Annotated in this window: 15 protein-coding genes; 11 read left to right on the top strand and 4 right to left on the bottom strand. The window is 64.2% G+C overall.

The window, feature by feature from the left end; translation table 11 throughout:
- The first annotated feature begins 160 nt into the window (after nt 1-160).
- The gene (tssM, locus tag GEV38_RS16855; RefSeq protein ID WP_054572615.1) at nt 161-3,823 is read left to right on the top strand and encodes a type VI secretion system membrane subunit TssM; all 3,663 of its coding nucleotides are present in this window, start codon (nt 161-163) and stop codon (nt 3,821-3,823) included.
- 117 nt (nt 3,824-3,940) lie between these two features.
- On the opposite strand, the gene tssJ is transcribed toward tssM, so the two are convergent.
- Genes tssJ through tssG form a run of 3 tightly spaced genes read right to left on the bottom strand, consistent with a single transcriptional unit; the run spans nt 3,941 to nt 6,293 of the window.
- Nucleotides 3,941-4,720 carry a type VI secretion system lipoprotein TssJ gene (gene tssJ / locus GEV38_RS16850; protein WP_054572616.1) on the bottom strand — a complete coding sequence of 260 codons (780 nt, stop codon included), beginning with the start codon at nt 4,718-4,720 and terminating at the stop codon, nt 3,941-3,943.
- Nucleotides 4,717-5,286 carry an FHA domain-containing protein gene (locus GEV38_RS16845; protein WP_054572617.1) on the bottom strand — a complete coding sequence of 190 codons (570 nt, stop codon included), beginning with the start codon at nt 5,284-5,286 and terminating at the stop codon, nt 4,717-4,719. Before GEV38_RS16845 ends, tssJ begins: the two co-directional genes overlap by 4 nt.
- Nucleotides 5,283-6,293, bottom strand: coding sequence for a type VI secretion system baseplate subunit TssG (tssG, locus tag GEV38_RS16840; protein ID WP_054572618.1), 1,011 nt, complete (start codon nt 6,291-6,293; stop codon nt 5,283-5,285). Before tssG ends, GEV38_RS16845 begins: the two co-directional genes overlap by 4 nt.
- Nucleotides 6,294-6,636: 343 nt before the next feature.
- On the opposite strand from tssG, the gene GEV38_RS16835 reads away from it, so the two are divergent.
- Genes GEV38_RS16835 through GEV38_RS16825 form a run of 3 tightly spaced genes read left to right on the top strand, consistent with a single transcriptional unit; the run spans nt 6,637 to nt 10,809 of the window.
- The gene (locus tag GEV38_RS16835; RefSeq protein ID WP_015270778.1) at nt 6,637-7,305 is read left to right on the top strand and encodes an ABC transporter ATP-binding protein; all 669 of its coding nucleotides are present in this window, start codon (nt 6,637-6,639) and stop codon (nt 7,303-7,305) included.
- The gene (locus tag GEV38_RS16830) at nt 7,302-9,764 is read left to right on the top strand and encodes an ABC transporter permease (protein WP_054572619.1); all 2,463 of its coding nucleotides are present in this window, start codon (nt 7,302-7,304) and stop codon (nt 9,762-9,764) included. Before GEV38_RS16835 ends, GEV38_RS16830 begins: the two co-directional genes overlap by 4 nt.
- A complete protein-coding gene (locus GEV38_RS16825) occupies nt 9,754-10,809 on the top strand; it encodes a lipocalin-like domain-containing protein (protein WP_173895892.1) in 1,056 nt (351 codons plus the stop codon). The genes GEV38_RS16830 and GEV38_RS16825 overlap by 11 nt, the downstream gene beginning before the upstream one ends.
- Nucleotides 10,810-11,009: 200 nt before the next feature.
- Here GEV38_RS16825 and GEV38_RS16820 read toward each other — a convergent pair whose 3' ends face one another.
- Nucleotides 11,010-11,756, bottom strand: coding sequence for an enoyl-CoA hydratase (locus GEV38_RS16820; RefSeq protein WP_015270775.1), 747 nt, complete (start codon nt 11,754-11,756; stop codon nt 11,010-11,012).
- Nucleotides 11,757-11,858: 102 nt separating this feature from the next.
- Between GEV38_RS16820 and GEV38_RS16815 the strand changes: the two genes are divergently transcribed.
- The 7 genes from GEV38_RS16815 (at nt 11,859) to GEV38_RS16785 (ending at nt 20,392) form a co-directional block, all read left to right on the top strand.
- Nucleotides 11,859-12,503 (top strand): TetR family transcriptional regulator C-terminal domain-containing protein, encoded by a 645-nt coding sequence (locus GEV38_RS16815; protein ID WP_015270774.1) that lies wholly within the window; start codon nt 11,859-11,861, stop codon nt 12,501-12,503.
- Between the two features lie 75 nt (nt 12,504-12,578).
- Complete coding sequence (locus GEV38_RS16810; protein WP_015270773.1) at nt 12,579-13,295, top strand: response regulator; 717 nt, start codon at nt 12,579-12,581, stop codon at nt 13,293-13,295.
- Nucleotides 13,292-14,068, top strand: coding sequence for an ABC transporter substrate-binding protein (locus tag GEV38_RS16805; RefSeq protein ID WP_015270772.1), 777 nt, complete (start codon nt 13,292-13,294; stop codon nt 14,066-14,068). Before GEV38_RS16810 ends, GEV38_RS16805 begins: the two co-directional genes overlap by 4 nt.
- Nucleotides 14,065-16,317 carry a hybrid sensor histidine kinase/response regulator gene (locus tag GEV38_RS16800; protein ID WP_054572621.1) on the top strand — a complete coding sequence of 751 codons (2,253 nt, stop codon included), beginning with the start codon at nt 14,065-14,067 and terminating at the stop codon, nt 16,315-16,317. The genes GEV38_RS16805 and GEV38_RS16800 overlap by 4 nt, the downstream gene beginning before the upstream one ends.
- A 217-nt stretch (nt 16,318-16,534) precedes the next feature.
- Nucleotides 16,535-17,941, top strand: coding sequence for an amino acid permease (locus tag GEV38_RS16795; protein ID WP_013973081.1), 1,407 nt, complete (start codon nt 16,535-16,537; stop codon nt 17,939-17,941).
- 462 nt (nt 17,942-18,403) lie between these two features.
- Nucleotides 18,404-19,198, top strand: coding sequence for an enoyl-CoA hydratase/isomerase family protein (locus GEV38_RS16790; RefSeq protein ID WP_015270770.1), 795 nt, complete (start codon nt 18,404-18,406; stop codon nt 19,196-19,198).
- 33 nt (nt 19,199-19,231) lie between these two features.
- The gene (locus GEV38_RS16785; RefSeq protein ID WP_054572608.1) at nt 19,232-20,392 is read left to right on the top strand and encodes an acyl-CoA dehydrogenase family protein; all 1,161 of its coding nucleotides are present in this window, start codon (nt 19,232-19,234) and stop codon (nt 20,390-20,392) included.
- Nucleotides 20,393-20,405: the final 13 nt, after the last annotated feature.

Genomic DNA, 20,405 nt, shown 5'->3' with positions numbered 1-20,405 from the left:
TAATTCAGGAAAGTCACCGGCGTCTGTAAGAAAAGTGTTAGCTGGTATTTCTTGCTTGATATCATTGAATAGTGTTTTTCAATGCTGCTACTGTTTTTGCCAGTGTGCACTGTGAGGTGCCTTAAATCATTCGGATATGCAGTCGGTAAGGTTTGCCGCTATGAAAGTGAACAAGGACAGTCTGCTGCGCGGTGTATTGCTGGTGCAGCGTCAGGCAATGCCGGTAGTTGTTGGTGTGGTACTGCTCGGCGTTGCTGCCGCAGTGGTCTGGCTATGGTGGTTGGGGCCTGAATGGCGTTGGCGTGAGCAGCAACCGTTGGTTGACCTGCCGGTGCGGATTGCGGCAACCGTGCTGCTGGTGATGCTGCCATTGCTGGCATGGAGCGCGTGGGTGCATCGGCGCAACCGCTCGATCGTACGCGAACAGCAACGGCAGCGGCGCGAGGTGGAAGACCCGTGCCTGGTGTATCTGCAGGCCCAGCAGCGCTCCCTCGACAGCAGCCTGGCCCGCTTGCGCGACAGCCAAGGTGGCCGCGGGCACCGTTACGATGTGCCGTGGTACCTCATCCTTGGCGAACAGAATGCGGGCAAGTCGAGCTTCGTCAGCCGTTCGGATCAGCGTTTTGCACTCGCCCGCACCGATGGCGCCACCCAGCAGGCCAGTACGGATCCGGACCTGGCTTTTGGCATCGACTGGTGGGTAGGTGACGACGCGGTGCTGATCGATCCGCCGGGCGAGTTCATCAGCCAGCCTGAGCGCCCGGCGCGTGTGGTCAAGCCCATCAAGGAGGAGGGGGGCGATAACAACACGCTGCCAGCAGTGCAGGAGGCTGCACTGACGGCGAGAGCACCGGCCGAGCCCACAGGCTTGCCGGCGGGCGTCGAGCGACGCCTGTGGCGGCACATGATTGGCTGGCTTGCCCAGAACCGCAGCCGACGGCCACTCAATGGCGTGGTCTTGCTGGTGGATATGGTCAACCTGTTCGGGCGATCGGCGAAGGCGCGACGTGACCTGGCCTTGATGCTGCGCGCGCGCCTGACGGAGCTGGGCGGTGAGTTGGGTACGCGCTTGCCGCTGTACGTGGTGATGAGCAAGTTCGACTTGCTGGACGGTTTCGAGGAACTGTTCGCCGCGCTCCCGGCCCGTGAGCGGGAAGAGGTGCAGGGCTTTACCTTCACGTTGGGTTCGGTAAAGGACTTCGATGCCTGGCTGCACGAGCTGGAGGGAGCCTATCAGGGCTTTCTGGGGCGCCTCGGCAGGCAACTGATGAGCGCTACCGTGGGCGCGCCTGGCACCACGGGCAAGAGCGCCTGCTCGCTGCTTCGGGAGCTGAGCGGGGCGCAGGAGATGTTGCTGAATTTCCTTGGTGATGTACTGGTCAGTGACCGCTACAGCACCCCACCCCTGGTTCGTGGCCTGTACTTTTCCTCGGTCTACCAGCGAGGCGAAGTGCGCAACCTGCTGGCGGATGCTTCTGCCCGCGCCTTTGCCTTCGCTGCCCCGGCTTTGTCGACCAAGCCGCAAGGCACCTCCGTGGTGTATTTCGCGCAGCGGCTGTTGCAACGCGTGGTCTACCCAGAGGCCGGCCTGGCGGGCGACAACCGCAAGGTCGCCCGGCGCAAGGGCCGCCTGTTGAAGGGCGGCGCCGTGGCGGCGAGTGTGTGCGGGTTGGCCATGGCCGGTGGTTGGGCGTACTTCTACAGCGTCAACCGTGACAAGGCGGAGCAGGTGCTGGAGAAAAGCCTTGCGTTCAGCGACACCAGCACGGACGCCAAGGATGATTTGACCGGGCGCAGCCTGCTGCTGCCCTTGAATGAGATCCGTGATGCCGTGAGCCTGTACGGCGATTATCGCTCTGGTTGGAGCGTGTTCACGGATATGGGGCTGTACCAGGGCAAAGCCATTGGCCCGCAAGTGGACCAGGCGTACCTGAATGCCCTGGCCCAGCGCTTTCTACCGGTGATTGCGGGCGGCGTGGCAGCGTCTGTCAAGCAAGCCGCCCCCGGTAGCGACGAGCAGTTGGCGGCATTGCGCGTGTATCGCATGATCGAGGATCGCGGTAATCGTCGGGCAGAGATGGTCGAGCAATGGATGGCTCGCGAGTGGCAAAGGGCGTATCCGGGCCAGGGCCAGCTGCAGGCCGCGCTGATGCGCCACCTCAGGTACGCTTTGGCCTACGCAGATGTCGAGCTGCCGGAGTATCGGAAAGTCGTTGCCCAAGCGCAGCAGCAGCTGCGCAAGCTGCCGCTGGCCGAGCGTGTCTACATCGGCTTGAGGCAGCAGGCTCGGGAGCAATTGCACGGTGAGCTGGATTTGCGCAACGAGATCGGCCCAGCGTTCGATATCGTCTACAGGCCACTGGCCGAGCGCGATCACCAGGCGGCCGTCGACGGCAATTTGTCCCTGCCACCTTTACTGACGGCGACGGGCTTTCGCGACTATTTCGACCAGCATAGCCAGAACGTGGCCGACCTCGCCCTGGTCGATCAGTGGGTGCTAGGGGAGCGGCGTAGCCTCGACTACTCCGACATGGACCGCCAGGCCCTGGCGGAGCGTCTGCGAGCCCTGTACAGCGCCGACTACATCGACAGTTGGCGGCGTGTGCTGAACCAATTTTCGGTTGCCGAATTCAGCGATCTTGCGCATGCCTTGGGTGTTCTGGAACAAGTCAGCGGCCCGGCAGCGCCGATACGCCGGCTGCTGGAAACCGTGCGCAGCAATACGCTGATCTATCCGCAGGCCGCGGACAGCGAGAAGGATTCGAAAGCCGATCCGCAGGTTCGCATGCAGGCCATGGGCATCTATCGGTCTTTCGCGGGGCTTTCGGGGATGCTCGACGTGCGGGGTGACAAACCGTCCTACCATGACGAAACACTCCAGGCGATCAGCGCTGTACACGACTACCTGAAGGCGGTGCAGGACAGCCCTGACCGGGGCAAGGCCGCCCTGGCGCTAGTGTTGAGCCGTTTTTCGGAAACGGCGCCCGACCCCATTCGCAACCTTCAGCGCATTGCCACGGGCCTGCCGGAACCCCTCAATCGGCATGTTCGCCAGCTGGCGGAGCAGACTTCGCAGGTGCTGATGGTCATGGCGTTGCGGGAGCTGGAGCAGCGTTGGGATGCCGAGGTTTACAGCGTCTACCAGGAACGACTGGCCTCACGCTATCCCATCGACCCGGCCGGGCCGGATGTGTCGCTCAAGGATTTTGAAGCCTTCTTTGGCCCGCAAGGCCAGCTCAAGCGCTTCCAGGACCAGTACCTTGCGGTGTTTCTCGAAGACAACCTCGATGCGCTGTACTCCCGTGCGGATGAAGGTTACCTGGTCCGCCCCGAAGTCATGGTGCAGCTCAAGCAGGCTGAAGCCATACGCAACGCGTTTTTCGACAATCGCGGGGAGCTGAACGTGAGCTTTGGCCTGGAGCCTCTGGCGATCAGCGGTGGCTTGCGCGGCAGCGTCTTCGACCTGGATGGGCAGCTGCATGCGTTTGCGGACCGGGGCAAGGAGCCGATCGGCATGACCTGGCCGGGCCCTGCCGGGGAGAGTGGGCATAGCCGTGTCACCCTGGTGCAGGTTGCGGGTACCACTGTCAGCCTGGGCTATCACGGCCCCTGGTCGCTCTACCGCCTGCTCAGCCGCGGTGGGCTGAATGCCCGTACATCCACCAGTATCGATCTCGGTTTCATGATTGCCGGCGATACGGCGCGCTACAAGGTTCACACCACGGGCGCAAACAACCCCTTCACCCGCCCGCTCTTTGCAGGGTTCGCCCTGCCGCAGCGGTTGTTGCGTGACAGCCCGGCCAGCGAGGTGGCCGGGCGATAGGGCACGGCGCAGGCCACCCAAGAATCCCGATACCAGTGGCCTGGGTCGGGATTCGTTGTCTGTTTGTTCCGGTGCCTGGTCCGGCCTTCACAGGATGCTTTTTTTTTATTGGACGGATCATTTGTCACGGCGGTATTCACTGTCTTGCCTGAGTTCAACGGCGTTGTTCTCGAAGTGAACGTGTACGGTATGGTTGTAACCGCGTGCCTGGATGCGTACTGCATCTTTCCAGCGGCCCTTGGGGTTATCGCCCAGGCGAGCAACGACGGCGATGTAGCGGGTGCGCTCGTTGATTTCTTCGTGTTCGATGAACTTGAACTGGCCAGGGGTCAGACGGTAGTCATCGACGCTGATCAGCGTGGTGCCCAGTGCTTTATCCAGGTCTTCTTCGACTTGCTCATAAGTGGCATCCAGCAACAACGAATCGTCCCGGAGTTGAAGTACCTTGAAAACGATGGATGACGGGGCCTGGTGTTGTGGTTGCAGGTCGAGTTCCTCAGGCAAAGCAGTTTGGGGCGTTGCGTAACTGGCCAATGCCGCAGGCGCCGGCCCGACGATGGCTTGCTCGCCCTCGACAGAAGTGGGGTAGTTGCGGTGCAGCTGCTCCGCCAGTGAGCTCAGCTTGTCAGTCAGCTCGACAGGACTTGTGGCGCTGAGGTTGGCCGCCAGCTGTTCCGGGTGGTCATGCAGCGGTAGGTGTGTGCCTGAATCTGTCGGTTCGAGGCTGACAGGCGCAGGCGGGTCTGCGGCGTAGAGGCTCAGCGCCAGGTGGCTGATGTCATTGTTGGGGCCACCGACTGGCAAAGCCGGATCCATCGCCACCTGGTAGATCTTGCTGATCGAAGTACAACCACTGATCGCCAGGCAGGCCAGTAGCAAACCTACAGGCTTGTTCATTGCACCTCCTTGCCGAAGATTTCGACTATGGCCGGGTCAACCCGGGCTTGTGCGGCCCTGTCCAGATTCGCCAACGGATCAAGCTCATCCACGGGACCAGGCATTGAGGCCTGGAAAAATCCGGCGATATCCGTAATCGGTACGCCAAGTACCTGCAGCGGGCACATCTGCTGATCAACCCCCAGCTCGGAGAGCGGGTCCCTGCGGGTATGCGGCTGCGGCTCTTCCTCGTCCTCGCCCAGGTGTATGGCAATCTGATAGTCACCCATCTGCAGTCTGTCGTTGTGCCTGAGGCGGACAGGCGTACCCGAAAGCAACTGGGTGTCACTGCCATTCATGAAACTCTTGCCGCTGTGGTCAATGATGCAGAAATGGCCTTCATGCCAGCCGATTTCGCAGTGCACCGGCAGGATGCGAACGCCCCGATCATGCAGGCGCCAAGCACCTTGACTGCCGATGGAGCCGCCAGCCCGATCGAAGCGATGCCGCGGTTCGCTGCCGTGCAAGAGTTTTTCCGGGTTGAGGACGGTGAGCGTGACGCTGGGGGAGAGAACATTTGTACTCATGTGCGTACCGTGATGCGAACAGGGGGAGGCGTGGGGTCATTGCGGTTGGCGATGAAGCTTGTCCAACCGAGGTGGGTGCCATGCTCGGCCCGTAGGCTGAAGGGTGGGGCTTGCTTGGCACACATGCGTAACTCCAGGTCATAGGCCCCGACATCACGGAGCAGGAATTCCACCAGCCGCGCCAGCCTCTGGTAGTTGTCACCGCTGGGCAGGAATTCGCGGAACTGCTGCTGATTCAGGCCTGCGATCACAATGGTGAACTTGCTGCTGCGTGACTCGATGCTGTCGCCAACCAGGAAGTTGTTGCCGAGTTGGTAGTTTCTGGCCCCCAGGCAGTTGCGTTGGGAAGTGGGAATCGAGACGGTGCGCTTTTCGAATTCGCGGATGGCAACCTGCTGGAGGTCGAAGCAATGCGCGATCATGCCGGCTACCATGCCGGGGGAGCGGCTGCGGCTGGCGATCATTCCCACGAAACTGAGCAAGCGGCTCCAGGGTAGCGGCGTAGCGCCGCGTAGTGCTGAGTCGTCCAGGCCGATCAGGGCGAAGACATAGCGGGAGAAACCGTCCTTCGCGCCCGCTTGGAAGCGTACGTAGTAGCGGTACTTGCGCCATCCTTGATGGAGCAGGGTATGAAGGCGATGGTTGAAGAAATTGAGGAAAGCCGGGCGTAAACCGATGCCGTGTGCGTTTTCGTAGGCGATCTCGTCAAGGTAGTAAGTGGGCAGTGGCGAGTCTGTGCCATGCAGGCCCAGAAAACTTGCCTGGATGCGGTAGCGGTCGTCCTTCAAGCGATCGGCGCGCAACACGTCGGCAACAGGGAAAGACAGGCTGGGGGACACTTCCAGCCGTAATCGGCGTCTCGTCTCTCGAGCAAGTGGGCGTTGTTCCAGATCGTCGTCGTGTACGTGATACAGCAATTCCAGTAGCTGGAAATAGGCGTACTGGTGGGCGCTTTCCAAAGCGATATCGACCTGGCCAGCGGCGTGCAGAACTACTGGTTTTTCCATGGTTGAGTCTCTTGCCGTAACTAACGGGTGCGAAGTGAATGCTGATCGTAGTCGATGGTTTCTGATTCAGGTCATTGTTTTCTCTTCAGAAAGTGAATATCGGCCAATAAAAAGAACTTTCTGTAGGAAGTGTCTTTTTTTATTGGTGCAAGGCTGTTTATGTTGACTTTTCGGTAAGGCATTCAGGGGCGTGGAATTAATAAGTTCATCGAGGGTTGAAGTTGGAAACCGCTTTTCGAATTGAGCCGGAAATTGCTTTATCGGGGAAAACGACGAGTGTTCGTTCACGCCGCGATGAACCTGCTATTCCTAAGAAGACCCCTGAACTCACCAAGGCCCGTCGATGCTGGTCATCGAGCAACTGCACAAATCATTCCCCACCCCCCTGGGCCCGCTCCCCGTGCTGCTGGGCGTCGACCTGCGCCTGGCGCGCGGCAGCAGCCTGGCGCTGATGGGCGAGTCGGGCAGCGGCAAGAGCACCTTGCTGCACCTGGTGGCCGGCCTGGACCGTGCCGACAGTGGCCGCATCCTGATCGACGATACCCCGCTCGACAGCCGTTCCGAGGCGTCGCTGGCGTTGTGGCGGCGGGAGGGCATAGGCCTGGTGTTCCAGCAGTACAACCTGATCAGCAGCCTGGACGTGGGGGCCAATCTCGCGTTCCAGGCGCGGCTGGCCGGTCGGCATGATCCCGATTGGCTGGCCTATCTGGCGCAGCGCCTGGGTTTGGCGGATTTGCTGGCGCGTTACCCGGAGCAATTGTCTGGTGGCCAGCAACAGCGGGTTGCCATCGGCCGCGCCCTGGCCGGGCGCCCGGCCTGGTTGCTGGCCGACGAACCCACCGGCAGCCTCGATGAAACCAGCAGCGATGAGGTGTTGAGCCTGCTGTTGCAGCTGGTCGCCGAGGCTGGCAGTGGGGTGCTGATGGTGACCCACAGCCCGCGGTTGGCGGCGCGCTTGCAACAGCGTTGTTACCTGCAGGCCGGCCGTGTGCGGCCCGAGCAGGGCGGATGAGGCTTCTATCGCTGGCCCTGCTGGCGCTGCTCAGCCACTGGCGGCGCCATCGCGTGCAGTTTTTCAGCATCTTCACCGGCCTGTGGCTGGCAACGGCGCTGTGGACCGGCGTGCAGGCGCTGAACAGCCAGGCACGCAGCGACTATGCCCGCGCCAGCGCGGTGCTGGCCGGGCCGTTGCAGGCGCAACTGGTGCCGCGCCGTGGCGAGCGCTTCGACCAGGCACTGTACGTGCAGTTGCGCAGACTGGGCTGGGCGGTGACGCCGGTACTGGAAGGGCGCTTGCGTTTTGCTGGTGAGCCGGCGCGCAGCGTGCGGTTGATCGGCATCGAGCCGTTGAGCCTGCCGCCGGCCAGCAGCATCGCCGGTGTGCAGCCCGGGGCGTTCGATCTGCAAGCCTTTATCGGCATGCCCGGGCAAGCCTGGGTCGGGCCGGACACCTTGCGCCAGCTGCATGCCGGCCCCGGGGCCTCAGCACGCGACAGCGAAGGGCAGCTGCTGCCGCCGTTGGTTCTACAGCCAGCGCTGGCCCCAGGGGTGATCGTGGTCGATATCGGCCACGCCCAGGCGTTGCTGCATGCACCCGGGCAGTTGTCGCGCTTGCTGGTGGCTGCCATGCCGGGGCCGCTGCCGGCGGATATCGCGCCTTACCTTGAGCTGCAACCCCGGCAGGACGATGGCGGCTTGCAGCGGCTGACCGACAGTTTCCACCTCAACCTGACCGCCCTTGGCCTGCTGGCGTTCGTCGTCGGCCTGTTCATTGCCCATGCCGCAATCGGTTTGGCACTGGAACAGCGGCGCGGCCTGATTCGCAACCTGCGCGCCTGTGGCATCGGCCTGCAAACCTTGCTGTGCGCCTTGGTGCTGGAGCTGGGGCTGTTCGCGGTGCTGGGCGGTCTTGCCGGCGTGGCCAGTGGTTACGGGCTGGCCGCGTGGTTGCTGCCCGATGTGGCCGCCAGCTTGCGCGGCCTGTATGGCGCCCAGGTCGCCGGGGCGCTGAGCCTGCCCGCAGGGTGGTGGCTGATGGGCGTGCTGGTGAGTGTGCTGGGGGCGCTGCTGGCGGGTTTGGGCAGTGTACTGCGTGCGGCGCGGTTGCCGTTGCTGGCGCTGGCGCAACCTCAGGCATGGCGGTTGGCCCAGGGGCCTTGGTTGCGGCGCCAGGCCCGGGTGGCCGGCCTGTTGCTTTTGCTGGCCCTGGGCTGTGGCGTGCTGGGCGACAGCCTGCCCAGCGCGTTCGGCCTGCTGGCAGGCTTGCTGCTGGCGGCGGCGCTGCTGCTGCCGGCCTTGCTCGACCGGGTGCTGGCCTGGCTGGCGCGGCATTGCCGGCGGCCTTTGGCGCAATGGTTCGTCGCCGACAGCCGCCAGCAATTGCCTGCCCTGAGCCTGGCGTTGATGGCACTGTTGCTGGCGCTGGCGGCCAGTGTCGGGGTGGGCAGCATGACCGAGGGCTTTCGCAAGACCTTTGTCAGCTGGCTTGACCTGCGCCTGTCCGCCGACCTGTATGTCACGCCAAGGGACACCGCCCAGGGCTTGCAGATAGCCGAGTGGCTCGGGCAGCAACCTTCGGTGGAGGTGGTATTGCCCGGCTGGCGTGTGGAAACACAGCTGCAGGGCTGGCCGGTGCAGGTCCAGGGCATCGTCGATCATCCCGTCTATCGCAGACGCTGGCCATTGCTGGCGCAGCAAAAGCAGGCCTGGCAGCAACTGGCCGCCGGGCAGGCCGTGATGCTCAGTGAACAGCTGGCCAGGCGACTGAAGCTGCAGCTGGGCGATCGCCTGAGGCTGCCCGCAGACACTTCGCCAGCCCTGAGCGTTGTGGGCATCTATGCCGATTACGGCAACCCCAAGGGGCACATGCTGGTCAATGCCGGCTGGCTGCGCGGGCATTGGCCACAGGCAACCCTGACCGGGTTGAGTGTCGATCTGGTGGGCGACCAGGTGTCGGCGCTCGAGGCTGCATTGCAGCAGCGCTTCGCCCTGGACGACAGCCGCTTGGTCGAGCAGGCGCGTCTCAAACGTTGGTCGACCGACGTGTTCAACCGCACCTTCGCCGCCACCGCCGCGCTCAACAGCCTCACTCTTGGCGTGGCAGGCGTGGCGCTGTTCATCAACTTGCTGACCCTGGGCCAGACTCGCCTGGGCCAGTTGGCGCCGCTGTGGGCACTGGGTGTGCGGCGCACGCACCTGGTGTGGCTGAGCCTCGGGCAGACACTGTTGCTGAGCAGCCTTACCGTGCTGCTGGCGATTCCGCTGGGCATCCTGCTGGCCTGGTGCCTGGTCGCGGTGGTGAACGTGCAGGCATTCGGCTGGCGTTTGCCGCTCTACGTGTTCCCTGCGCAACTGCTGCACCTGGCGGTGCTGGGCATGCTTACCAGCCTGTTGGCCAGCGCGTGGCCCTTGTGGCAGCTGGCGCGTCGCCAGCCGCGCGAACTGTTGAGGCCGTTTGCCGATGAAGCGTAGCGCCTGGCTGTTGCTGTGTGGGTTGCTGGGCGGCTGTGACCAGCCCGCCGAGCAAAGCTATGCCGGGCTCGGGCAGCAGGCGGGCGAGTTCAGCCAGGTAAGCCGCGGCCATCGCCTGGAATTTCCGCGTGACCACGGGGCCCACGATGGTTTTCGCATCGAATGGTGGTATGTCACCGCCAACCTTCAGGACCTCCAGGGGCGGGACTGGGGCGCGCAGTGGACGCTGTTTCGCTCGGCCCTGCGCCCAGGCCCCGAAGCTGCTGGCTGGAACAGCCCGAACCTGTGGATGGGGCACGCGGCGTTGACCGGCCCCGGGAGGCATCGGTCTGGCGAAACCTTGGCGCGCGGGGGTATCGGCCAGGCTGGCGTGCAGGCCCAGCCGTTCCGGGCGTGGATCAATGACTGGTCGTTGCAGGGCAGCAATGGCATCGAGCATCTGCAAATGGTCGCCGGTGGTGACGGCTTTCGCTATGACCTGCAACTGCACAGCGATCGGCCCTTGGTGCTGCTCGGGGACCAGGGCTACAGCGAGAAGTCCGGCAAGGGGCAGGCTTCGTACTATTACAGTCAGCCGTTCTATCGGGTGAGTGGGGAAGTGCAGCGTGACGGCCAGTGCATTGCCGTCACCGGCCAGGCCTGGCTGGACCGGGAATGGAGCAGCCAGCCGCTGGCTGCCGGGCAGACGGGTTGGGACTGGTTTTCCCTGCACCTGGACAGTGGCGCCAGGCTGATGCTGTTTCAGGTGCGCGAGGTGCAGGGGGAGGCGTATCGCGCCGGGACCTGGGTCGGCCCGCAGGGTGAAGTGGTGGTGCTGCAGGGGGCGCAGATCCAGCTGCAGGCGCTGGCCTGGGCCCGGCAGAAGAACGGCAAGCAGGTGCCGACGCGATGGCGGGTGCAGGTGCCGGAGCATGGCGTGGATGTGCGGGTCGAGGCTGTGGAATCGCAGGCCTGGATGGAGACACGGTTCCCGTACTGGGAGGGGCCGGTGCGCTTGACCGGGAGTGCGGGTGGGCGTGGGTATCTGGAGATGACCGGCTATTAGCAATCCTGGGGTTTCTGAGTTTTTCTGGGGCTGCTTTGCAGCCCTTTCGCGACACAAGGCCGCTCCTACAGGGAATCGCGCCAACTTTTAGAATTTGAGCGAGACAGTTGCTCGCACAGGTACTGCATAAGGCTTGAGGTCGATGCAGTCGAGGTGGGAGCTGGCTTGCCGGCGATGGGCCGCAACGCGGCCCCTGGGTTTCAATCTTTGATCAACCCTCGCAACACCGCTCGCGCTTCTTCAGTGCGCAAGCATTCGATGAACAACCGGGCCTCCCGCGCCACTGTCGCCTCGAGCTCGGCCCGCTGGCCGTCCTTGAGCAGCCGCTTGCTGATGCGCAGCGCCGCCTGCGGGTAACCTTGCAGCTGTCGCGCCAGGCGCCGGGCAGCTGCAAGGCACTGTTCACCGTCTTCATGCAGTTCATTGGCCAGCCCCCAGGCCACCATCCGTTCACCGTCGAGCAACTCGTTTGCCAGCAGCAGGCGAGCCGCCCGGGCATGGCCAAGCAAACGCGGCAGCAGCAGGCTGGAACCAAACTCCGGGCACACGCCCAACGGCGCGAAAGGGATGCGCAACTTGGTCGTACGGCTGACCAGCACCTGGTCGCAATGCAACAGCAAGGTGGCACCGATGCCGATCGCCGCGCCACTGACCGCGGCAATCAGCGGTTTGTCCAGGCCCATCACCACCCGCATCAGGCGGAACACCGGGCTGTCCAGGTCGGCAGGCGGGTTGTCGAGGAAGTCGCGCAAGTCATTGCCGGCGGTAAAGCACTGCGGCCCACCGGTGATGATGATGGCTTCTACATCAGGGTCTTCACCTGCCGCCAGCAGCAGGTCGCCCAGCTGTTGGTACATGGCGGTGTTCAAGGCATTGAGCTTGTCGGGGCGGTTGAAGGCCAGGGTCAGCAGGCCCTGGTCCAGGTCACGTGTGATCAGGTCGTTCATGGCAGCCGCTTTTGTTGTTATGGGCATGGGTGCCAAGGGTTTATCACGCAGTCCGGCTTGTTGTACAGTCGTTCAGTCCAGCCCCTAGCCCGAGAGCCGCCGATGAACCAGGAAGCCCGCTACCACCGCATGCTGCCGGAATTGCGCAAAGCCAACCTGGTCGAGGCGACCTTGGTATGCCTCAAGCGCCATGGCTTTCAGGGTGCGTCGATCCGCAAGATTTCAGCAGAAGCCGGGGTTTCGGTCGGATTGATCAGCCATCACTATGCCGGCAAGGATGAGCTGGTGGCCGAAGCCTACATGGCAGTCACCGGTCGGGTGATGGGCCTGCTGCGCGAGGCCATGGCCCAGGCCGCGCCCAATGCTCGCGAGCGGCTGTCGGCGTTCTTCCGTGCCTCGTTTTGCGCCGAGCTGCTCGACCCGCAGTTGCTCGACGCCTGGCTGGCGTTCTGGGGCGCGGTGAAGACCGCCGATGCGATCAATCAGGTGCATGACCATTCCTATGGCGAATACCGCAATGAGCTGAGCGGGCTGCTGGCCACGCTGGCCGGGGAGGAGGGCTGGCAGGGCTTCGATGCCGACCTGGCGGCCATCAGCCTGAGCGCCTTGCTCGATGGCCTGTGGCTGGAGTCGGGGCTCAACCCCGGTACCTTCACCCCCGAGCAGGGCGTGCTGATCTGCGAGGCCTGGGTCGATGGCCTGCAGGCCGGTGGCCGGCGCCGCTTCAGCCTGCCGGAGGGCTGTTGATCGCCTGTTCAGTAACGAGTAGGCTGCTGTCGCGAGTGTGTAGAACAAACCAATAAAAAAAAGAGACGACACGCAATGACGCCTCGGGTATTGATCGTCGATGACGATCCGCTTATTCGTGACTTGCTGCAGGCCTATCTGTCCCAGGAAGGCTATGACGTGCACTGCGCCGACACCGCGGAAAAGGCCGAAGCACTGCTCGGCAGCCAGGATGTCGACCTGGTGCTGCTGGACATCCGCCTGCCCGGCAAGGACGGCCTCACCCTGACCCGTGAGCTGCGGGTACGTTCGGAGGTCGGCATCATCCTCATCACCGGCCGCAACGACGACATCGACCGTATCGTCGGCCTGGAATGCGGCGCCGACGACTACGTGATCAAGCCGCTCAACCCCCGCGAACTGGTATCCCGCGCCAAGAACCTGATCCGCCGCGTGCGCCATGCCCGCGAGGTGCACCCGACGCCGGCCTGCGCGCAATCGCTGAAGCAGTTCGCCGACTGGGCGCTGGACACCGACCGCCGGCGCCTGATCGACGCCCGTGGCGGGCAAACCCTGCTGACCCATGGCGAGTTCCAGTTGCTCAGCGTGTTCCTGCGCAACAGCGGCCACACCCTCAGCCGCGACCAGTTGATGGACCAGATCCGCAACCGCGAGTGGGTGCCCAACGACCGCTCCATCGACGTGCTGGTCGGCCGCCTGCGGCGCAAGCTGCACGACGACCCGGCCGAGCCCCAACTGATCATCACCATCCACGGCACCGGCTACCTGTTCACCGCCAGCGTGGCGGCATGACACGCAGCGCCTGGGTGCTGGCCTTGGCATTGTTCGCCGTGCAAGCCAGTGCAAAGCAGCCGGTGCGCTATTGCGATTACCCGGTGTACCCGCCGATTTCCTGGAGTGACGGCCACCAGGTGCGTGGCCTGGCCCCCACCGTGGTACGAGAGCTGTTCGCGCGCATGGGCTACGAAGTGCAGACCGTGGTGCTGGGCAACTGGAAGCGCTGCCTGATGGACGCTGCCGCCGGGCGGGTGGACGTGGTGCTGGCCTACAACAGCGACCAGCGTGACCAACGCATGCGCTTTTCCACGGTGCCGGTAGTGCGTGAGGAAGTGGCGGTGTTCTACAACCGCCTGCGGCCAGTGCAGTTCCAACGCCTGGAGGACCTGGCCAGCTACCGTGGCGGCCTGCTGTACGGCGAAAGCTACGGCGCCGATTTCGACCGCTTCGTCGCCCGCCACCAGAACATCGAACGGGTTTCGTCCAGCCAGCAGAACTTCGGCAAGCTGATCCGTGGGCGCATCGACTACGTGATCCAGGAGCGGCGCACCGGCCAGCTGTTCATCGAACACCTGCCCGGGGCGCAGGACATCCGCGTATTGCCCACGGCCCTGAGCGTGGACTACCTGCGCGTCGCGATATCACGGCAATCGCCCTTGAGCCAGCATATGGACGAAATAGACGCGCAGTTGCTGCGCATGAACCAGGCGGGCGAGATCGAGCGCTGGCTGGAGCAGAGCGAAGTTATCTACCGCGACATGGTCAACCTGCCGGCGGACTCCCGATGATCCGCCTGCGCACCGATGGCTTGCTGCGCCGCCTGCTGCTGTTCATCCTGCTGTTCAGCCTGTGCTTTACCGTGCTGGCCAGCTCGGTGCAGCTGTATTTCGAGTACCGCCGCGAGATGCGCGATATCGAGGCGCGCATGGCGCTGATCCGCGCCGGTTACCTGGCCAGCCTGGAGCGCAGCCTGTGGGACCTGGACGAGGCACAGCTGGATACACAACTGCGCGGCCTGGTGGACTTTTCCGATGTCGCTCGGGTGCGTCTGGTCAGTGACGATTTCCAGATGCTGCGCGGCCTCGCCGAACCCAAGGGGCCGCTGCGCATCGAACGCTTCGCCCTTGATTACCAGCCGCCCTCGGGGCCGGCCAGGCACCTGGGCGAGCTGGAAGTGAGCATCGACCTGGGCGCGGTGCACCGGCGGCTGTATGCCACGGGCCTTGCCAGCCTGCTGTGGATGGGCGTGTTCCTGTGTGGCCTGGCGGTGGCGTTGTCGGGGCTGTTCTACCGCCTGGTCACCCGCCACCTGCAAGTGATGGCCGAGTTCGCCCGGCGTATTGGCGCCGGCCAATGGCAGGAACCGTTGCGCCTGGGGCGCCGCCCGTCGACGCGCCCGGACGAAATCGACACCGTGGCCAATGCCCTGGATGACATGCGCCGCGCCATCCTCAGCGACATCGAACGCCGCGAGCGCGACCGCCTGGCGCTGCAGGACAAGCGCGACGAACTGCAGGCCATGGTCGAGCGGCGTACCGCCAGCCTGGCCCGGGCCAAGGACGAGGCCGAAGCCGCCAACCTGGCCAAGTCACGCTTCCTGGCGACCATGAGCCATGAGCTGCGTACACCACTCAACGGCATTCTCGGCATGGCCGAGCTGCTGCGCGGCGGCCGGCTGGAGGCGGCCGACCGCCAGCGCGTCGAGGCCTTGTACAAGGCCGGCGAGGGGTTGCTGGCGATTCTCAACGAGGTGCTGTATTTCGCCCGGCTCGAGGAGGGCGAAAGCCGCGCCGAGCTGGTCGGTTTTTCGCTACGCCAGTTGTGCCAGGAAGTGCTGGCGCTGCTCGAACCCATGGCCCGGGACAATGGCGACACCCTGCAGCTGGATATCGACGAGCAATTGGCCGATTACCAGCACGGTGCCGAACAGTACCTGCGCCAGGTGCTCAGCAACCTGCTGGCCAATGCCATCAAGTTCACCGAACAGGGGCAAGTGCGGCTTGCAGTGCAGGTACTGGCCAGTGACCAGGGCTCGCAGCGCCTGCGGGTGTCGGTCAGCGACAATGGCATCGGCATCGAGCCGGCTGTGCAGGCCAGGGTCTTCGACCGCTTCGTCCAGGCCAGCGAGGCGGTGGCCCGGCGCTACGGCGGCACCGGCCTGGGCCTGGCGATCTGCAAGCACCTGGTGGAAAAACTGGGGGGCTGCATTGGCCTGGACAGCGTGCAAGGGCAGGGCAGTCGCTTCTGGTTCGAACTCGACATGGCTCGCGGGCAGCCGGTGCAGGCCAGTTCACCAGCCCCGTCTCCCATGGCCAGCCTGGATATCCTGGTAGTCGAGGACGTGGCATTGAACCGCGAGGTGGCCGGTGGGTTGCTGCTGCGCGATGGCCACCGGGTGAGTTTTGCCGAGGACGCCGGGCAGGCCCTGCAGGCCTGCGCACAGCGGCGCTTCGACCTGATCCTGCTAGACGTGCATCTGCCCGGCATGAGCGGGGTGGAGCTGTGCCGACAACTGCGTGCCACGCCCGGGCCGAACCGCCATAGCCGGGTCCTGGCACTGACGGCTGGCGTGCAGCCGGGGCAAGTCCCAGGCTACCTGGCTGCCGGCATGCAGGGAGTGCTGGCCAAACCCCTGCGGCTGGACAACCTGCGCCAGGCGCTGGCCGAAGCGGCGCCCGCTGAACTGGCTGGCGTCGACGCGACAATGGACTGGTCGTTGCTGAACACCCATCGCTCTCTGCTGGGTGAACAGAAGCTGCAAGGCCTGTTGAAGGTGCTGCGCCAGTCGCTGGAGCAGCACGCCACCGCGTTGGCCGAGGCGCTGCCGGCCCAGGACTTTACCGAAGTGCTGCACCTGGCCCACCGCCTGGCCGGCAGTTGCGATTCCCTGGGTTTTTCTGGGCTGGCTGCGCTGTTGCGTCGCCTTGAGGACGCTGCCCGGCAGCATGACGAACAGGCATTGAAAGCGCTCGGCGAGCCGCTGGCCACCGAGCTTGCCCAGGCCCGCGCCACCCTGGAACAGCTGATCCAGAGCTGACGTACAAAAAACTTACGACTTTTTACATCTTCGATCCGTTCGTACAACGGCACCTTACATCCGTTTCCAATAATCCAAGGCAACCGTGTTGCACGCGGTCCATGAGGCTTATTGGAGACAAGAATAATGACATGCCGTAGCGCTCAGCCCCTCCTTCCCAACACACCGCGCGGCACCCCCGGGCGGCCTGGCACCGGCCGCAAAGGCGAGGTGCGCCATGACTGACAACCGCGAAAAGATCCAGCTCACCCGCGCGCTGAAAAGCCGGCACATCTTCATGCTGTCGCTGGGCGGGGTGATCGGCACCGGGCTGTTCATGGGCTCGGGCGTAACCATCAACCAGGGTGGCCCGATAGGCGCGATCCTGGCCTACCTGGTCGCGGGTTTGCTGATGTACCTGGTGATGGTCTGCCTGGGCGAGCTGTCGGTGCAGATGCCGGTGTCCGGTTCGTTCCAGGCCCACGCCACCAAGTTCATCGGCCCGGCCACCGGCTTCATGATCGGCTGGGTGTACTGGATGAGCTGGGCCACCACCGTGGGCCTGGAGTTCACCGCCGCCGGCATGCTGATGACCCGCTGGTTCCCGGAGGTGCCGATCTGGTATTGGTCGGCGCTGTTCGTGGTCGTGCTGTTCGGCCTCAACGCCCTGGCCACCCGTGCCTTCGGCGAGGCGGAGTACTGGTTCTCGGGGATCAAGGTGGCGACCATCCTCGGCTTCATCATCATCGGCCTGCTGGTGATCTTCGGCGCCATCCCGCTGAGCAGCGGGGCGCCGGCACCGATGCTGGACAACCTGGTGGGCGAGTCGCTGTTCCCCCATGGCCTGTCGGCGGTGTTCGCGGTGATGATGACCGTGGTCTATGCCTTCCAGGGCTGTGAAATCATGGGGGTGGCAGCCGGCGAGACCGAGCACCCGGAAAAGAGCATCCCGCGGGCCGTGCGCAACGTGGTGTTCCGCGTGCTGATCTTCTACGTGCTGGCGATTGCCGTGCTCTCGGCCATCGTGCCGTTCGAGCAGGCCGGGCTGATGGAAAGCCCGTTCGTGCAGGTGTTCGACATGGTGGGTATTCCCTTTGCCGCCGACCTGATGAACTTCGTCATCCTCACCGCCATCCTCTCGGTGGGCAACTCCGGGCTTTATGCTTCCACGCGCATCCTCTGGGCCATGTCGAAGAGCGGCATGGCGCCGAAAAGCCTGTCGCCGCTGAGCAAGCGTGGCGTGCCGTTGCGGGCGCTGAGCATCACCCTGTGCTTTGCGCTGATCTCGCTGATGACCAGTTTCATTGCCGCCGACACCCTGTTCATGGTGTTGATGGCGGTGAGTGGCATGTCCGGCACCGTGACCTGGATCGTCATCGCCCTGGCGCAATACCGCTTCCGCAAGGCCTACCTGCGAGATGGTGGGCAACTGCAGGACCTGAAGTACAAGGCGCCGCTGTACCCGCTGGTGCCGCTGCTGTGCATCACCCTGTGCAGCTCGCTGTTCGTGTTCCTGGCGCTGGATGAAACCCAGCGGCCGTCGTTGTACTGGGGCTTTGGCTTCATTGCCCTGTGCTACGCGGCGTACTTCTTCGTCAACCGCCGTCGGCAGGGGGCCTTCGAGCCGAGCGTGCCAGGGGTTTGATGCCGTGGGTCGTTGGTTGTAAGTGTTCGTCGAAGCATTTTTATTGCCTGTGAGATCGAGCGCCGCCCGCGCGGCGCTTCGCGGGACAAGCCCGCTCACACATTTGTTGCAACGTGCCGAACCTGACAGGCCATGGTTGTCAGCCTTGTTGCCTTGACGCGGTTTTCCGGCTGGCGCTACCGCCACCTCACCGGCCTCAAACAATACACCAAGGCGGACAACGCCTCTCCCACAGGCATGGCCACGTTGCAACAAATGTGGGAGCGGGCTTGTCCCGCGAAGCGCCGCGCGGGCGGCGCTCGATCTCCCAGGCAACGAAAATGCAATGCCAAAAGAAAACCGCGTAACAGCAAAAACCGAGTTGTGCGAAGTTGTAACAGCCCATCCCGCCTTGTTGAACACTCGTTTAGTATCTCCCTCATCAAGCCCTCTCAAACCATCACAACAACACCGAGGCCCCCCATGACCACCCCGTCGTCGTCACTGTTGAGCAAGGTCGAAGCCGGCGTTGCCTGGATCACCCTCAACCGCCCCGAGCAGCGCAACGCGCTGGACATCCCCACCCTCAAGCAACTGCACGCCCTGCTGGAAACCTGCAACAGCGACCCGGCCGTGCGCGTGGTGGTGCTGACCGGCAGCGGCCGCAGCTTCTGCGCCGGTGCCGACCTGGCCGAATGGGCCGCGGCCGAAGCCCAGGGCACCCTGGAAAGCTACGGCTGGACCGAAACCGCCCACGCCCTGATGTTGCGCCTGCACAGCCTCGACAAGCCCACCATCGCTGCCATCAACGGCACCGCCGTGGGCGGTGGCATGGACCTCAGCCTGTGCTGCGACTTGCGCATCGCCGCGGCATCGGCGCGCTTCAAGGCCGGCTACACCAGCATGGGCTACAGCCCCGACGCAGGTGCCAGCTGGCACCTGCCACGGCTGATCGGCAGCGAGCAGGCCAAGCGCCTGTTGTTCCTCGATGAGCTGTGGGGTGCCGAACGTGCCCTGGCGGCCGGGCTGGTCAGCGAAGTCTGTGCCGACGAGCAACTGCCCGCCGTGGCCGCCGAGCTGGCCGGGCGCCTGGCCAACGGCCCTACCTTCGCCTACGCGCAGACCAAGCGGCTGATCCGCGATGGCGCGCGGCGCACCCTGGCCGAGCAGCTGGAGGCCGAGCGCCAGGCCGGCCTGTTGTGCGGCCGTAGCCAGGACGGTGCCGAGGCACTGCAAGCCTCGGTGGAGCGCCGCGCACCCCGTTTTACCGGCCAGTAACCCGATAACCGACCCTCACCAGGACCTTCGCAGATGAATTTCCAACTGACCCAAGAACAAGAAATGTTGGTGGAAGCGGTACGCAGTTTTGTCGCCAAGGAGCTGCTGCCCCATGAGGAGGCAGTGGACCGTGCCGATGCCGTATCGCCCGAGCTGGCTGCGCAGATCCGCGGCAAGGCCATCGCCGCCGGGTTCTATGCCTTCAACATGCCCGAGGAGGTCGGCGGCGGTGGCCTGGACTATCTGTCCCAGGCGCTTATCGAGCGCGAACTGTCCAAGGTGTCCTGGGCCCTGCACGTGTTCGTCGCGCGGCCATCGAAAATCCTCATGGCCTGCAAGGACGAGCAGATCAACGACTACCTGTTGCCCTGCGTGCAGGGCGAGAAGATCGACTGCTTTGCCCTCACCGAGCCGGGCGCCGGCTCCGATGCCAACGCCATCAAGACCCGTGCCGTGCGCCAGGGTGACGACTTCGTCATCAACGGCAGCAAGCACTTCATCAGCCATGCCGGCCACGCCGATTTCGCCATCGTCTTCGCCGTCACCGACACCTACGAGCACAATGGGCGCAAGCGCAACGCGGTAACGGCCTTCCTGGTCGACCGGGGCACGCCGGGCATGACCATCCGCCGTGGCCCCAAGTGCGTGAGCAATCGTGGCTACCACACCTACGAGCTGTTCTTCGACGACTGCCGGGTGCCGGCCAGCAAGGTGCTGGGCGAGGTCGGCAAGGGCTGGGAGGTGGCCAACGCCTGGCTCACCGCCGGCCGGGTGATGGTCGCCGCCAACTGCGTGGGCCAGGCCCAACGAGCCCTCGACCTGTCGCTGCAATGGGCCGCCGACCGCAAGCAGTTCGGCCAGGCCATCGGCAGCTACCAGGGCGTGTCGTTCAAGCTCGCCGACATGGCCACGCAGATTAGCGCTGCGGAAATGCTCACCCTGCACACCGCCTGGAAGATGGACCAGGGCAGCATGACCGACGGCGAGGCCGGCATGGCCAAGCTGTTCGCCAGCGAGGTGCTGGGCAAGGTTGCCGACGAAGCCGTGCAGATCTTCGGTGGCATGGGCCTGATGGATGAAGGGCCGGTCGAGCGCATCTGGCGCAACGCACGCATCGAGCGCATCTGGGAAGGCACCTCGGAAATCCAGCGGCACATCATCGCCCGCGAACTGCTGCGCCCGCTGCTGCGCTGAGCGCGAGGAGAAC

This window comes from Pseudomonas sp. 13159349, assembly GCF_013305685.1.
Classification (GTDB): domain Bacteria; phylum Pseudomonadota; class Gammaproteobacteria; order Pseudomonadales; family Pseudomonadaceae; genus Aquipseudomonas; species Aquipseudomonas asiatica.
Note: the sequence above shows the minus strand (reverse complement) of the source record. Positions and strands in the feature narration are given on the sequence as shown.

What these genes read in the sequence shown, in the direction of transcription:
- GEV38_RS16835 (WP_015270778.1), top strand. Translation starts at nt 6,637, where the DNA reads ATGCTGGTCATCGAGCAACTGCACAAATCATTCCCCACCCCCCTGGGC.
- tssG (WP_054572618.1), bottom strand. Translation starts at nt 6,293, where the DNA reads ATGGAAAAACCAGTAGTTCTGCACGCCGCTGGCCAGGTCGATATCGCT.
- GEV38_RS16830 (WP_054572619.1), top strand. Translation starts at nt 7,302, where the DNA reads ATGAGGCTTCTATCGCTGGCCCTGCTGGCGCTGCTCAGCCACTGGCGG.
- tssJ (WP_054572616.1), bottom strand. Translation starts at nt 4,720, where the DNA reads ATGAACAAGCCTGTAGGTTTGCTACTGGCCTGCCTGGCGATCAGTGGT.
- GEV38_RS16845 (WP_054572617.1), bottom strand. Translation starts at nt 5,286, where the DNA reads ATGAGTACAAATGTTCTCTCCCCCAGCGTCACGCTCACCGTCCTCAAC.
- GEV38_RS16810 (WP_015270773.1), top strand. Translation starts at nt 12,579, where the DNA reads ATGACGCCTCGGGTATTGATCGTCGATGACGATCCGCTTATTCGTGAC.
- GEV38_RS16825 (WP_173895892.1), top strand. Translation starts at nt 9,754, where the DNA reads ATGAAGCGTAGCGCCTGGCTGTTGCTGTGTGGGTTGCTGGGCGGCTGT.
- GEV38_RS16805 (WP_015270772.1), top strand. Translation starts at nt 13,292, where the DNA reads ATGACACGCAGCGCCTGGGTGCTGGCCTTGGCATTGTTCGCCGTGCAA.
- GEV38_RS16815 (WP_015270774.1), top strand. Translation starts at nt 11,859, where the DNA reads ATGAACCAGGAAGCCCGCTACCACCGCATGCTGCCGGAATTGCGCAAA.
- GEV38_RS16800 (WP_054572621.1), top strand. Translation starts at nt 14,065, where the DNA reads ATGATCCGCCTGCGCACCGATGGCTTGCTGCGCCGCCTGCTGCTGTTC.
- tssM (WP_054572615.1), top strand. Translation starts at nt 161, where the DNA reads ATGAAAGTGAACAAGGACAGTCTGCTGCGCGGTGTATTGCTGGTGCAG.
- GEV38_RS16820 (WP_015270775.1), bottom strand. Translation starts at nt 11,756, where the DNA reads ATGAACGACCTGATCACACGTGACCTGGACCAGGGCCTGCTGACCCTG.
- GEV38_RS16795 (WP_013973081.1), top strand. Translation starts at nt 16,535, where the DNA reads ATGACTGACAACCGCGAAAAGATCCAGCTCACCCGCGCGCTGAAAAGC.
- GEV38_RS16785 (WP_054572608.1), top strand. Translation starts at nt 19,232, where the DNA reads ATGAATTTCCAACTGACCCAAGAACAAGAAATGTTGGTGGAAGCGGTA.
- GEV38_RS16790 (WP_015270770.1), top strand. Translation starts at nt 18,404, where the DNA reads ATGACCACCCCGTCGTCGTCACTGTTGAGCAAGGTCGAAGCCGGCGTT.